This window comes from Lentzea sp., from assembly GCF_036380075.1.
Lineage (GTDB): Bacteria > Actinomycetota > Actinomycetes > Mycobacteriales > Pseudonocardiaceae > Lentzea.
Genome location: NZ_DASVFL010000217.1, coordinates 1 through 13,583 on the forward strand (window position 1 = coordinate 1; position 13,583 = coordinate 13,583).

Here is a 13,583-nt window from a genome sequence, read left to right on the forward strand (position 1 = left end):
CCGGTCGGGACGATCCGGTCACGCGTCGCCAGGGCGCGTGAGGACCTCGTCACCGCCATCCGGGACGACAGCACGGGCCGCCGCGTCTCCTAGGTCCTGTCCCGTGACTCTCATCGAACGGACTCACGGGACAGGACCTAGAACGGAGCGCAGCCGCAGGCTGTTCGCCACCACCAGCACCGACGACAGCGACATGGCCGCGCCCGCGATCAGCGGGTTCAGCAGGCCCAGGGCCGCCAGGGGGAGCGCGGCGGCGTTGTAGCCGAACGCCCACACGAGGTTGCCCCTGATGGTGGCGAGCGTACGGCCGGCCAGCACCACCGTGTCCGCGATGGCGCCGAGGTCGTCGCGGACCAGCACGACGTCGGCGGCCTGCGCGGCGATGTCGCTGCCGTGCGCGACCGCCATGCCGAGGTCCGCGGCGGCGAGCGCCGGTCCGTCGTTGATGCCGTCACCGACCATCGCGACGTGTCGTCCCTGCGCGCGCAACCGTTCCACGGCAGCGACTTTGTCCGCCGGCCGCACGTTCGCGATCACGTCTTCGACGCCGACCTCCGCCGCCACGGCCCGTGCAGCGGTCGCGTGGTCCCCGGTGAGCAAGACGGTGTGCAGACCGAGCGCGTGCAGGCGTTCGACGGCACCTCGTGCGGATGGGCGCACGGTGTCCCGCAGGGCGATGCCACCGATCACGCCGCCGTCCTTCGCCACGAGCACGCCGGTGGCCGGTCCGAGATCGGAAAGCCAGGCAGTGGCCGAAGCAGGGACCGCGATGTCCAGCCGTGCCATGAGCTCCGCGGAGCCGACGACGACCGAAGCACCCTCGACCTCACCCCGTGCGCCCGCACCGACCAGTGCCTCGAATCCGGTGACGCCGGGCAGATCCGTGCACGCCGCGGCGATCGCGACGCCGATCGGGTGTTCGGAGGCCGCCTCCACCGCGCCCGCCAGCCGCAGGACGTCGTGCCCGGCGGCGAACGACGTCGTGTCGGTGACCTCCATGCGGCCGGTCGTGACGGTGCCGGTCTTGTCCAGCACGACCGTGTCCACGGCCCGCGTCGCCTCCAGCACCTCCGGGCCCTTGACCAGGATGCCGAGCTGCGCGGCCCGGGCCACGCCCACCATCAGCGCGGTCGGTGTGGCGAGACCGAGCGCGCACGGGCAGGCGATGATCAGCACGGCGACCGCGGCGGTGAACGCCTCGCGCGTCGAGTGGTCCGTGAGCAGCCAGCCCGCGAGCGTCAGCGCGGACAGCACCAGCACGACCGGCACGAACACCGAGCACACCCGGTCCACCAGGCGTTGCACGGCGGCCTTGCGCTGAGCCGCCTGCTCGGCCAGCGCCCGCATCTGCGCCAGTTGCGTGTTCGCACCGACCGCCGTGGCACGCACCACGAGCCGTCCGGCGCTGGTGACCGTCCCGCCGATGACGGCGTCGCCGGGACCGACCTCGACCGGGACGGGTTCGCCGGTCATCGACGCCGTGTCGACCGCGGAGCACCCCTCGACGACGACGCCGTCCGCGGGCAGCACCTCACCGGGCCGCACCACCAGCAGGTCTCCCACGAGGACCCGGGCGGCGGGCACCGCCGTCTCGACGCCGTCCCGCAGCACCCTGGCGTCCTTGGCCGCGATGCCCGCCAGCGCGCTGAGCAGACCCGCCGCCGAACGCCGGGACCGCAGCTCGAAGTAGCGCCCGGCGAGCAGGAACGTCGTCACGCCCGCCGCCACGTCGAGGTAGACGGCGTCCGCGCCCTCGGCCGTCACGCCGAAACCGAGCCAATAGCCGGGACCCGACGACCCCGCCACGAGCGACCACAGCGCCCACCCGAACGAGGCCAGCACTCCCAGCGACACCAGTGTGTCCATGCTGGACGCCCCGTGCCGCAGGTTGCGCAGCGCCGCCCGGTGGAACGGCCACGCCGCGTACGTGACCACCGGCAGCGCGAGCAGCACGCACAGCGCCTCCCAGCCCGGGAAGCGCAACGCCGGCACCAGCGCGAGGCTGATGGACAGGTTGCCGAGCGGGATCGCCAGCACCGCGGCGACCACGAGCCGGTGCCGCAGCCCGGAGACGGTGTCCTCGGTCCGTTCCTGCCCGGCGACCGAGGCGTCGTACCCGGCGTCGCGGACGACCTGCACGGCGTCGTCGGTGCCCATGCCCTGCGGGAGGTGGACCACCGCGCGTTCGGTGGCGTAGTTGACGGTGGCGCGCACGCCGTCGACCCCGTTGAGCTTGCGTTCGATCCGCGTGGCGCAGGCCGCGCAGGTCATCCCGGACACCGACAGTTCGACGGCGCCGTCCGTGGTGGTGGTCATGGGTGGGTCAGTTCTTCCTTCCGGAGAGTTCCGCGAGCATCGCGTTGTAGGCGGCGAGACGGTCGTCGTGGCCGGTGTCGGTGGCGCGGTCGAACCGCACGGCCTCGCGGCGGTCGGCCACGGCCCACTGCCGCAGCAGCGCGAGCACGACGACGAGCATCGGGATCTCCCCGGTGGCCCAGGCGATGCCGCCGCCGAGGCGCTGGTCGGTGAGGAGGTCGGGCATCCACGTGAGCCCGAGGGTGCGGTAGAAGTACTCGGCGATCACGGTCCGGTGGTTCATCAGGATCACGCCGAAGAACGCGTGGAACGGCATGACCGAGAACAGCAACCCGAGCCGGGCGAGGTGCGGCAACGTGCGCGGCGCGCGGTCGACGCCGATGACGAGCCAGAAGAACACGTACCCCGTCACCAGGAAGTGCAGGTTCATCAGCTGGTGCGCCCAGTGGAACCGCATCGCCGCACCGAACAGGTCCGAGAAGTACAGGACGTAGAACGACCCGACGAACATTGTCGCGGCCACCGCGGGATGCGCCACCAGCCGTGCGACACGGCAGTGCACCAACGCCGTCACCCACTGCCGTGGTTGCGGCGGCAGCACCCGCAACGCCAACGTGACCGGTCCACCCAGCACGAGCAGCACGGGTGCGAGCATGTTGAGCGACATGTGCGCGACCATGTGCGTGCTGAAGGTGCTCGCGGCGTACCGGCCGACGCCGGACGACGTCACCACCAGCACGACCGCGCAGCCGAGCAGCCACGCGGCGGTCCTGCCGACCGGCCAGCCGTCACCCCGCCGCCGCATGGCGCGGACCGCGAGGAGGTAGGCGACCGCGAGGGCGACGGCTCCCAGTCCCAGCAGGAGGTCGAGCCGCCACCCCAGGACCAGCTCCGCCGCCGACGGGGGATCGGGGAGCTCGTACCCGAGAACGGTTTCCTGGGGCGAGGGCCTGCGCGCGAACCACGCGGGCGGCACGAGGTGGGTGAGCCCGGTCGACGCGCCGAGCGCCAGCCCCACGACCACCAGCTCCACCCCGAGCGGACGCCGCGCGCCCCACCTGGCCCGGACCACCGGCACGACCGCGCACAGGAAGAGCTTGAGCAGCAACAGAACCGCGTAACCGCTGTGCAGACCGCCGGGGCCGGTCAGCACGGCCGAGGCGATCGATCCACTGAGGACGATCACGGCCAGGCACCACGTCGTGAGCCGGTGGTAGCGCCGCAGCACGACATCGGTGTTCCCCTGCCGGCGCAGGTGGCCGCGCAGTGCGACGAGCGAACCGATCCACACCGCGGCCGCCGGGACGTGCCAGACCATCGCGTTGGTGGCCACGTCGTGCCACGCGCCGTTCGCGACGTGTCCCGCGATCACCGGTGCCAGCACACCGGTCAACGCCGGTACGAGCAGCAGCGCGGAGGTCGTCCACGTCAGTGTCGCCCGTGCGGTGGCCGCCACGACCGCGGCGGCCACCGCCGAGAAGATCCACGCCTTCGGTTCCTCGGTGGCGGCCACGAGCCCGCCGAGGTGGTCGAGAGCGACGCCCACGGGCTGCCCGGACGCGTCCGCGGCGGAGAGCCCGACCGCCGCGGTGGCGGCGCAGAACCACACCAGCGCGGCCGTTGACGCCGTGCGCACCGCCGCGAACGCGTCGGCGGTCAGCCGGACCCGTTTCGGCGGCGCGGGCACGACGAACGCGGCGAACGCGAGCGCTCCCAGCACGACGGTGGCAGCGGCGTTCGCCAGCGTCCGCACGACGCCGAACGCGAGCGAGGTCGCTCTGCCCGGATCGCTGTCGCCCAGCAGCGCGTGGACGTCACCCGCCCAGGCCACCACGAGCACGACGCACACCACCGAGCCGACCGACGCGACCGCGACGGCCCTGTCCACCCTCATGGGAGAGCGGTCGGGCAGAACGTCCGCGCGGTTCCCGGGAAACCGCGATTGTGACGATCAGTCCACTGAGGCCTGTCCAGCGGCCACCGGCTGCCCGCGCCGGGCGCGGACCAGACCGATGACGCCGTCGAGGACCAGGAACGCGGCGAGGCTGATGCCCAGCAACGGGATCGCGATGCCGAGCGCGATGATCACCAGCGGTGCCGGGATGACGAACCACAGCGGCAGCTGCTGCCAGCCTCCGCGCTTGGGCGCCGAGCCGAAGGCGGCGCTGCGGTCGGCGCGGGTGGGCCGGCGCTGCCACCACATCCGGTAGCCGAAGAAGATCAGCGCCAGGATCGTCCCCGCCAGCAGCAGGAGCGCGATCTGGTTGGCGAGCCCGAACAACAGGCCCATGTGCGCCAGGATGCCGAGGGACGACAGCTGGGCGAGGAACGGCCGGTCGGCGAAGTCGGCGCGGGCCGTGACGGTCCCGGTGGCGGGGTCGACGGCGGCCTTGTCCTGGCGGACCGGCCACAGCTGGTCGGTCTGCGCGACGGACCAGGCGGTGCCCGGTTCGGCCGCGGGGGCGAGCTCGACCGGTCCGTCGAGCCCGGCACCCCGTCCGGCGGCGAGCACGCGGTCGAACGTGTCGGGGTCCACCGGCTCCGAGCTGCCCGCGGTGCCGGTGTGCGCCGAATGCTCGCCCGAGGTGGCGGGCGCCGAGCCGGGCAGCGCGGTGTCGAGCGCGGGGGCCTTGGCGTTGAGGGCGGTCAGCACCGCGGTGAAGTTCTCGCCGGCGTAGGTCGACCACGTCAGGCCGGTGGCCGAGAGGAACAGCGCGCCGACCAGTGCCCACACGCCGAGGCTGGCGTGCCAGGACCGGGTCCTGCGCACACCCTTGGCGCCCTTCTCCGGCAGGAGCAGGGCGCGCACCCGGCGCCGGGCGGTGCGGCGGCGGGCGAGCCAGAGCACCAGGCCGACGAGCGAGAGCACGCCCAGCCAGCTGGCCGCGAGCTCGGAGTAGAGGTTGCCGACCGCGCCGAGCTGGAGGTCGCGGTGGAACTGGTCGAGCCAGGTGACGGCCGGCGTCGCGCCCGCCCACGTCGTCAGCTCGCCGCGCACCTCGGCGGTGTACGGGTTGACGTAGACCGTCTTGCTGTACTCCTCGGCCAGGCCGGGAGCGGAGAACACCACGCGCGTGGTGGCCTCCGGGTCGTCGAAGAGCTGCACCGCGGTCACGGTCCCCTCGGGCAGCGCGGCCTGGGCGGCCGCCACCTGGTCCGAGACGGGCCGGGCGGTGCCCGCGGGCTCCACCCACAGCTTGTCGCCGTAGAGCACGTCGTCGATCTGCGGGGCGAACGCGTACAGCATCCCCGTCACGGCCGCGACGACCAGGAACGGGCCGACGAGCACACCGGCGTAGAAGTGCAGCCGGCGCAACAGCGGGACGACCGAGATCTGGGTCGCGCGGGGTGTCTCGACGGCTCTCTCGAGCTCGGCGGGGGGAGCGGACATGGGGGCACCTCTGCGGGGGGACGGAGAGCGGACTCGGGGCAGTAGTCGTCCGCCGTTGCGGGTTAGTTCCCGCGTGTGTCATCCGTCTCAGCATCTGGGCAGTGGGGTCGTCGGCGCCGCGGTCCACCAGGCCGGAAGTGCTTGCGGCATCAGTACTGTCGGCCGGGTGAGCAACGATCCCAGTCGTGCCGGCGTCGCCGGACCGGGCACCCGGTCGGTGCTCGTCGTCCTGTTCGACGACGTGCAGCCGCTCGACGTGGCGGGGCCCCTCGACGTGTTCTCGTTGGCCGCGCGGTACGCCGGCACGGAGGAGGCTCCGCCCTACGTGGTGCGCACGGCGTCGGTCGGAGGCCGCGTCGTGCGGACCGCCGGAGGACTGCGGCTGGTGCCCGATCTCGACCTCGCCGACGCCGAGGACCCCGACCTGCTCCTCGTGCCGGGCGGCCCCGGTGTGGAGCACGCCGGCGACGAGCTCGTCGGCTGGCTGCGCGACCGCGCCGCGCGGTCGAGACGGGTGGTGTCGGTGTGCACCGGGGCGTGGCTGCTGGCCGAGGCCGGGCTGCTGCGCGGCCGCCGGGCGACCACCCACTGGGAAGCCTGCGCGCACCTCGCCCGCCTGCACCCGGAGGTGCGGGTCGAGACGGGCCCGATCTTCGTCCGCGACGGCTCGATCTACACCTCGGCCGGCGTGACGGCCGGGGTGGACCTCGCGATGGCGCTCGTCGAGGAGGACCACGGCCGCGCGGTGGCGCACGAGGTCGCCCGGCTGCTGGTCGTCTTCCTGCGCAGGCCGGGAAACCAGCCGCAGCTCAGCGCGCAGCTGGCCGCCCAGGCCGCGCGGTCGGACTCCCTGCGGGAGGTCCAGCACTGGGCGACGGCGAACCTGGCCGCTGACCTCTCCGTTCCCGCGCTGGCGGAGCGCGCCGGCCTGTCGCCCCGCCAGTTCGCCCGCGCGTTCGCCGACCAGGCCGGGGTGACGCCGGGCCGGTACGTCGACCTCATCCGGCTGGAGGCCGCGCAGCGCATGCTGGCGGACACGAGGGAAGGGGTGCTGCGCATCGCCCGCCACTGCGGGTACGGCACGCAGGAAGGCATGCGGCGCGCGTTCCTGCGCGAGCTCGGTGTGTCGCCCACGGAGTACCGCCGCGCGGTCGCGGACACGCCGGCGGCCGGCTGACGATGGCAGATTCGTTGGGCTGCACGACATAGGCGCCGCGGCCCGGCACTCCTACGCTGCGAACCCGTGCGGCTCAATGCAAAACGATGTGCGACAGCGGTGGCGGTGTGCGTGCTCGTCGCCGGGTGCGGCCCGGCGGGCTCACCGGAAACCGGTGGCGCGGCGGTGGAACGCGCGGCACCGGCGAAGACCTCGTACCCGTTGACGATCGGGAACTGCGGCCGGGAGGTGACGTTCGACGGCCCGCCGCGGCGGGTGCTGGTCATGAACGGCGTGTCGGTCGGCGAGGTCCAGGCGTTCGTCCTGTTGGGACTCCAGGACCACGTCGTCGCGAACGCCCAGCGCGTCACCGTGTCCGACGACCCCGGCATGGTCGCGGAGGTCGCGAAGATCCCGACCGGTGGCGCGGAGTGGAACAAGAACTTCGACGTGCCCGCCGAGAAGGTGCTGGAGCTCAAGCCCGACCTCGTGGTCTCGACGTGGAGCGGCGGGTTCAACGCCGAGAGCGGCTTCGCGACCCGGGACCAGCTCGCGTCCGCCGGGATCAGGTCGTTCGTCAACCCGGTCGACTGCGCTCACGGCGCGGTGAACCCGTCGGCCGCGGACCAGGCCGCCTACGACCGGCAGTCGATCACGTCGACCTACGACTTCCTCTGGCAGCTCGGCATGATCTTCGACGCGCAGCACAGGGCGGCCGAGGTCATCGCCCGGCTCGAAGGGCGGGTCGCGGCCGTGCGGAACCGCGTCGGTGGCGCCGAACGCAAGAAGGTGCTGCTCGTGTTCCCCGGCATGGCGATGATGAGCACCCACAACCTGCCCGCGGTGTTCTCCGGCGGCATCTACGACGACCTCATCGCGGCGGCCGGTGGCGAGAACGCCTTCCCGAACGACAAACCGAACCCCGAGCTGACCTCCACGCTCAACGCCGAGGCGCTGGCGTCGGCGGACGTCGACGTGCTGGTGATCGGACTGACCGATCCGTCCGAACAGGACAGGACCGAGCAGCTCGCCGCCCAGCTGTTCGAGAAGTACCCGCAGTGGGAGGCGTCGAGGTCGAGGACCTACGCGGTCGTCTCCGACGGCGCGTTCCTCGGTCCCGCCAACGCCTACGCCGTGGAGAAGATCGCCGATGCCGCGCACCCTCGCTAGCGGACCGCACCTGGTGTCGGGTCGCGCGACAGTGCTGCTGTACGCCGTCCTGACCGCGGCGCTCGCCGCGGCGGTCACCACCTCGGTGTCACTGGGAACGGTCACCCTGCCCGCACGCGACGTCTGGCACGTGGTCCTCCGCCACCTGACGGGCGACGCCGCGGGCCTCGACCCGTTGCACGACAAGATCGTCTGGGACATCCGCCTGCCGCGGGTCCTCGTGGCCGCGGTCGTCGGCGCTGCCCTGAGCGTCATCGGCGTCGCGTTGCAGGCGCTGGTCCGCAACCCGCTCGCCGACCCGTACATGCTGGGCGTCACGCCCGGCGCGTCGTTCGGCGCGGTGCTCGTCATGGCCTCGGGCTCCGCCGCGGTCCTCGGGCTGGGCGTGACGGGCGGCGCGTTCGCCGCGGCGGTGCTGACCATGGTCGTCGTGTTCCTGATCGCCCAGCGCGGTGGCCGGCTCACCGACACCCGGCTGGTGCTCGCCGGGGTCGCCGTGGGCTACCTCGCGGTCGCCGCCACGAGCTTCGTGCAGCTCCAGACCAACCCGAACCAGCTGGCGGGCATCATGTTCTGGGTCATGGGCAGCCTCGCGGGCACGGAATGGTCCGACCTCGGAGTCCCGGCGGCCGCGCTGGCGCTGGGGACCACCTGGCTGCTGAGCAGGGGCCGCGCGCTCAACGCGCTCATGGCCGGCGACGACGCGGCCGCCGGGCTCGGGGTGGACGTGCACCGGCTGCGCCGCCAGCTGCTCGTGGTCACGTCGCTGATGACGGCCACCGTCGTCGTGGTGGCGGGAGGGCTCGGGTTCGTCGGGCTGGTGATCCCGCACATCGCACGGCTCGTCGTCGGTGCCGAACACCGGCGAGTGCTGCCGACGTCCGTGCTCGTCGGCGCCGTGTTCCTGGTGCTCGTCGACCTGGCGAGCCGCACGGTCGACCGGCCGAACGAGCTGCCGGTCGGCATCTTCACCGCCGGGATCGGCGTGCCCGTGCTGCTGTGGCTGCTGCAGAACGCCCGGCGACGGGAGGGGGCGTGACGCGGCTCGAGTTCCGGGACGTCGGCATCGACCTCGGTCCGGCGCGGATCGTCTCCGGCGTGTCGCTGCGGGTCGAGCCGGGGGAGGTGGTCGGTCTCGTCGGCCCCAACGGCAGCGGGAAGTCCACGCTCCTGCGCAGCGCCTACCGGGTGCTGCGGCCGGTCACCGGTGTGGCGCTCATCGACGGCGAGAGCGTGTGGGCCCTGTCCGCGCGGGAGGCCGCGCGCCGTCGTGCGATCGTCACCCAGCACACCGTGCTCGACGCCGTGTTCTCCGTCCACGAGGTCGTCGCGATGGGCCGGACACCCCGGAAGGGCCTGCTGGACAGGGAAACCGAGCACGACCACGAGGTCGTCGGGAAGGCGCTCGACGCCGTGCACATGAAGTGGGCGGCCGACCGATCGTTCGCCACGCTGTCCGGCGGCGAACAGCAACGCGTCCTGATCGCCCGCGCACTGGCCCAGGAAGCCGGGCTGCTGATCCTCGACGAGCCGACGAACCACCTCGACGTGCGGGCGCAGTTCGAGGTCCTCGACCTGCTCCGGCACCTCGGCCTGACCACCCTGACGGCGTTGCACGACCTCGACCACGCCGTCTCGTACTGCGACCGCGTGGCGGTCATGGCCGGCGGCGAGCTCGTGGCCGCGGGAGTCCCGGCCGAGGTCCTCACGCCCGCACTCGTGCACGACGTGTTCGGCGTCCGCGCGGTGCTCGACACCCATCCGATCACGGGCCGCCCGCGCATCGCCGTCGCCTCCGCGGGCTCGTGGCCCGCACCCGACAACGCCGTCTGAAAGGACATCGACATGCAGGTCGCCATCGTTCTCTACCCCGGCTTCACGTCGTTGGACGTCCTCGGGCCGTACGAGGTTCTCGGCCGTCTGCCGGGCACGGAGGTCGTGTTCGTCGCCGAACGGGCCGGTCTCGTCACCAACGACCTCGGGAGCCTGTCGGTCGAGGCCACCGCCACCTTCGCCGACGTGCCGGCACCCGACGTGGTGCTCGTCGGCGGGGGCCCCGGTCAGCGGGAGCAGATGTCCAACGCCGCTCTGCTCGACTGGCTGCGCGCCGCCGACCGGACCAGCCGGTGGACGACCGCGGTGTGCACCGGCACGTTCCTCCTCGCCGCCGCCGGGCTCCTCGACGGCCGCCGTGCGACCACGCACTGGGCGGGGCTCGACCAGCTCGCCGAGTTCGGCGTGACGCCGTCGAAGGACCGGGTCGTCGTCGACGGCCGCTACGCCACCGGCGCCGGCGTGTCCGCGGGGATCGACATGGCGCTGACCCTCGCCGGCCTGGTCGCGGGTGACGACGTGGCGCAGACGGTACAGCTGGTCATCGAGTACGCGCCGGAACCGCCCTACCGCGCGGGATCCCTCGACACCGCACCGGCCGCCGTCGTCGAGAACGCGCGGAAGGTGCTGTCCGGCTGAGACAGGGGCGGGCTGAGTCACTGGTAGGAGACCATCGACGGTTTCGGCCGGTACTCCATCGTCTGCCGCGGGGTGAGCATCGGCTTGTCCTCGTCGTAGAAGTTCTTCCAGCCCATCGGCAGGTCCGCGGGCCGTGCCGCCACGACGGAGTCCCAAGTGGACACCTTCTGGCCGGTCGAGCCCTGCCCGTCCATGTGGATGAGCAGCTGCACCTCGTCACGGCTCGTGTCGAGCGCCTGCTCGTCGCGGATCATGGTGAGCTGGAACTGGTGCACGACGAGCAGCTTCTGCGGCAACGACTTCGCGGTGGCCAGCTCGGCGAGCCACGCCGTGACCTCGTTGATCTCCGCCGCGTCGGCCCCGCCGATCTGCTGCAGCGGCACCTGGCCCGGCCCGAGCTTCCACTCCGGGTCGACGGCCAGGCCGACGTGCGGCTGTTCGAGCAGCGGCGCGTACCGCCGCGCCTGGTCGAGCAGCCGCGCCCGGCCGGGTTGCAGGTCCAGGACGACGTAGAGGCCCTCCTGCCCGGCCCTGTCCACCCACGGGCGCAACGACTCGACGTCGGCCTCGGCCGAGTAGTCGCCGTCCTGGCCGGGGGAGCCCTGGGCGACGGTGGCGATGATCTCCAGCGACGGCACGACGGGCACGTCGCTGAGCGGTTCGTACTCGGCGGCCAGCTTCTTCACGCGGGCGACGGTGGCCTCGAGGTCCTGCTCGCCCAGCGCGCCGAGCGCGGGCCCGTCCGGGTGGCCGTAGAGGCAGACCAGCATCCGGCCGGGGAACAGCACCTGCCCGCCGCCCGGCAGCGATCCGCCGCCGCGCAGCGCCAGGTCGACCCGCCTGCGCAACCGGTCCGGCGGCCCGAAGTCCTCGCCCAGCGCCAGCAGCGCCCCGGACGGCCCCGCCCGCAACGCGTCGATCGCGGCCTGGTCGGTGCGCGGGTCACCGCCGTGCACCGCGACGACCTTCGCGCCCGCGGCCTTCGCCGTGGCGACCGCGGCGACGTCCTCCCGGCCGGCGCGGGCCAGCACCGTCACGTCGACGGGGTGGGCGGGCTCGACCGCGGGCACCCCGGCGGGCAGCGCCGGAGCGGCGCCGTCGGCGGGCACGTCGATCCCGGCCACCTCGACCGGGATCTTCCACGCCTCGACCTGGCGCCGCGCCTGAGCTCCGACGGCGAGCACCACCTGCGGCGCCAGCCGCCTCACCTCCTTGCGCACCGCGTCGGCGTCCGAGGCGGGCAGCTGGAGCGCCGGCACCCCCAGCCGTTCCGCGACCGCACCCGCCGCGGCGGAGGCGGCGTCGTCCGCCTCGGGGGCCACCACCACGACGGGAGCGCTGCGGAAGAGAGCGGAGCTCATCGCGACCGCGGACTCCGCACCGGCCCGAGCCTTCAACACGGAGGTCTTCTCCTCCGGCGGCGACAGGTGCGCCGACACGGCGGCGTCCGCCGAGCCGAACGTGAGCCCGAACGGCCCGCTCGTGCAGCCCGTCACCAGCAGGGACACCAGCACGGCGGCGCACCAGCACCTCGCCACGCGACCACGGTCGTCCATCCGCATCGAGCACCCCCACGCAGTCGCGGCCGTCCGGCACTGCGCGGGGAGTAGCCCGTGAGAACGGGAATCCTCCTTCTCGGCCCGCGATCACCCGAAAAGGGGACCTGCACAGTGCCGGCACGCCCGTCCGGCCACCGAAACTGCCCTGAACTCCGCGCCACGGGCGGGCGATTCCCTCGGTGAGCGGCAGGCAACGCGGTGTCGCTCCCCGGGTCGCCGACGGAGGAGAGCGGATGAGTCCCTCAGCCCAGATCGCGTTCCGCATCGCCATCGGTTTCCTGGTGATCGGCCTGGGCGGGGCGTCGGTGGCCGCGGTCGTCGGCCTGGTGCTGACCAACGCCGCGTCCTCGGCGGCCGCGAAGGTCTCGCTCTGCGCGAGAGACGGCGTGGCCCCGGCCGGTGGCGACGACTACCTCGCCCAGAACAACGTCTGGAACGCCGAGACGCCGCAGTGCGTCTCCGTCGGGGACCAGTCGTTGCGGATCGACACCGCCGCGCACGACGTCCGGCCCGGCGGCGCCCCGGCCGCCTCCCCGTCGCTGTTCCGCGGCTGCCACTGGCAGGAGTGCACCGACGTCGGCGACCTGCCGGTGCAGGTGTCGAAGATGCCGCGCATCACCAGCGACTGGGTGAGCGAGCAGGTCGACACGGGTGTCTTCAACGCCGCCTACGTGGTGTGGTTCCACAGCGGACCGGTCGCCGAGGCCACCCCGGACGGCGCGGAGGTGGTGATCTGGCTGCGCAGCCGCGGGGGAGTGCGGCCCGGCGGGTCCCTGCTGGCCGGCGAGGTGCCGATCGCGGGCGCCCGCTGGAACGTCTGGCTGGCGCGCGACCAGGACCGCGTGCGGATCACCTACGAACGCGTCGGCGAGGTCACCGAGGTCAGCGGCCTCGACATCAGCGCGTTCACCGAGGACGCCGTCGGACGCGGCCAGATCTCCCTCGACTGGTACCTGGTGGCGGTCGAGGCGGGCTTCAACCTGTGGCGCGGCGGCGCGGGCAACGCGATCGAGAAGTTCTCCGTCACCGTGGACGACTAGGGCCGCGGCCTTCGGATCAGGTCCGCCTGCGGCTCGCGATCTCGTCGGAGAGCTGCCGCACTCGGGCGGAATCCGCGTCCCGGGCGAGGGCGACGTAGTGGTCCATGACGGCCGGCCGGTAGCGCACGGGCAACGTCTGTCCCGGGGCGAGCCGGGTGAGCTCGGTGATCGTGAGGTCCTCGTCCGCGATACCGCGGAACGAGACGCCGTCGGCGGTCTCCACGTCGAACATCAGGATCAGCCGTGGATTGCTGTTGACCTCCCGCCAGTCGACGAGGACACCGAGCGCGAGCGTCCCGGTGCGCAGCTCCGCGGCGCGCTTCCGCGCGTCACCGCTCAGGAGCGGGTTCGGGGCGACGCCGGGGAAGCTCGGCCCGACGCCGAGCGACTCCCGGCTCAGGTCGGGCCTGAGCCGCGCCATCAGGTCGTCCACGTCGTCCCGACCGCGGGACTTCTTCTTCCGGCCGAACCCGAACACC

General features: G+C 73.1%; 11 protein-coding genes. 6 read left to right on the top strand and 5 right to left on the bottom strand.

Going from position 1 to position 13,583, the window contains the following annotated elements; translation table 11 throughout:
• Positions 1-123: 123 nt before the first annotated feature.
• Genes VF330_RS24010 through VF330_RS24020 form a run of 3 tightly spaced genes read right to left on the bottom strand, consistent with a single transcriptional unit; the run spans position 124 to position 5,707 of the window.
• The gene (locus VF330_RS24010) at positions 124-2,316 is read right to left on the bottom strand and encodes a heavy metal translocating P-type ATPase (protein ID WP_330853919.1); all 2,193 of its coding nucleotides are present in this window, start codon (positions 2,314-2,316) and stop codon (positions 124-126) included.
• Positions 2,317-2,323: 7 nt separating this feature from the next.
• Positions 2,324-4,210, bottom strand: a complete 1,887-nt coding sequence (locus VF330_RS24015) for a cytochrome c oxidase assembly protein (protein WP_330853920.1) — start codon at positions 4,208-4,210, stop codon at positions 2,324-2,326.
• A 57-nt stretch (positions 4,211-4,267) separates the two neighbouring features.
• Positions 4,268-5,707: a PepSY domain-containing protein gene (locus VF330_RS24020; RefSeq protein WP_330853921.1), complete on the bottom strand. Its 1,440-nt coding sequence runs from the start codon at positions 5,705-5,707 to the stop codon at positions 4,268-4,270.
• A gap of 166 nt (positions 5,708-5,873) precedes the next feature.
• Between VF330_RS24020 and VF330_RS24025 the strand changes: the two genes are divergently transcribed.
• The 5 genes from VF330_RS24025 (at position 5,874) to VF330_RS24045 (ending at position 10,505) form a co-directional block, all read left to right on the top strand.
• Complete coding sequence (locus VF330_RS24025) at positions 5,874-6,884, top strand: GlxA family transcriptional regulator (RefSeq protein ID WP_330853922.1); 1,011 nt, start codon at positions 5,874-5,876, stop codon at positions 6,882-6,884.
• A gap of 66 nt (positions 6,885-6,950) precedes the next feature.
• On the top strand, positions 6,951-8,033 hold the full coding sequence (locus VF330_RS24030; protein WP_330853923.1) for an ABC transporter substrate-binding protein: 1,083 nt from the start codon (positions 6,951-6,953) through the stop codon (positions 8,031-8,033).
• Positions 8,014-9,072, top strand: coding sequence for an iron ABC transporter permease (locus VF330_RS24035; protein WP_330853924.1), 1,059 nt, complete (start codon positions 8,014-8,016; stop codon positions 9,070-9,072). The genes VF330_RS24030 and VF330_RS24035 overlap by 20 nt, the downstream gene beginning before the upstream one ends.
• On the top strand, positions 9,069-9,866 hold the full coding sequence (locus VF330_RS24040) for an ABC transporter ATP-binding protein (protein WP_330853925.1): 798 nt from the start codon (positions 9,069-9,071) through the stop codon (positions 9,864-9,866). The genes VF330_RS24035 and VF330_RS24040 overlap by 4 nt, the downstream gene beginning before the upstream one ends.
• Positions 9,867-9,878: 12 nt before the next feature.
• Entirely contained in the window at positions 9,879-10,505 is a 627-nt protein-coding gene (locus VF330_RS24045) for a DJ-1/PfpI family protein (RefSeq protein ID WP_330853926.1), read from the top strand.
• A gap of 17 nt (positions 10,506-10,522) precedes the next feature.
• Here the strand turns inward: VF330_RS24045 and VF330_RS24050 are convergent, their stop codons facing one another.
• Positions 10,523-12,043 carry a hypothetical protein gene (locus tag VF330_RS24050; protein WP_330853927.1) on the bottom strand — a complete coding sequence of 507 codons (1,521 nt, stop codon included), beginning with the start codon at positions 12,041-12,043 and terminating at the stop codon, positions 10,523-10,525.
• Between the two features lie 254 nt (positions 12,044-12,297).
• On the opposite strand from VF330_RS24050, the gene VF330_RS24055 reads away from it, so the two are divergent.
• Complete coding sequence (locus tag VF330_RS24055) at positions 12,298-13,104, top strand: GH12 family glycosyl hydrolase domain-containing protein (RefSeq protein WP_330853928.1); 807 nt, start codon at positions 12,298-12,300, stop codon at positions 13,102-13,104.
• Positions 13,105-13,120: 16 nt separating this feature from the next.
• Here VF330_RS24055 and VF330_RS24060 read toward each other — a convergent pair whose 3' ends face one another.
• Positions 13,121-13,582 (bottom strand): hypothetical protein, encoded by a 462-nt coding sequence (locus tag VF330_RS24060; RefSeq protein ID WP_330853929.1) that lies wholly within the window; start codon positions 13,580-13,582, stop codon positions 13,121-13,123.
• Between the last annotated feature and the right edge of the window lies 1 nt (position 13,583).

Bases quoted from the DNA above. Each gene is read 5' to 3' on its own strand.
- VF330_RS24010 (WP_330853919.1), bottom strand. From the start codon at position 2,316: ATGACCACCACCACGGACGGCGCCGTCGAACTGTCGGTGTCCGGGATG.
- VF330_RS24015 (WP_330853920.1), bottom strand. From the start codon at position 4,210: ATGAGGGTGGACAGGGCCGTCGCGGTCGCGTCGGTCGGCTCGGTGGTG.
- VF330_RS24020 (WP_330853921.1), bottom strand. From the start codon at position 5,707: ATGTCCGCTCCCCCCGCCGAGCTCGAGAGAGCCGTCGAGACACCCCGC.
- VF330_RS24035 (WP_330853924.1), top strand. From the start codon at position 8,014: ATGCCGCGCACCCTCGCTAGCGGACCGCACCTGGTGTCGGGTCGCGCG.
- VF330_RS24045 (WP_330853926.1), top strand. From the start codon at position 9,879: ATGCAGGTCGCCATCGTTCTCTACCCCGGCTTCACGTCGTTGGACGTC.
- VF330_RS24055 (WP_330853928.1), top strand. From the start codon at position 12,298: ATGAGTCCCTCAGCCCAGATCGCGTTCCGCATCGCCATCGGTTTCCTG.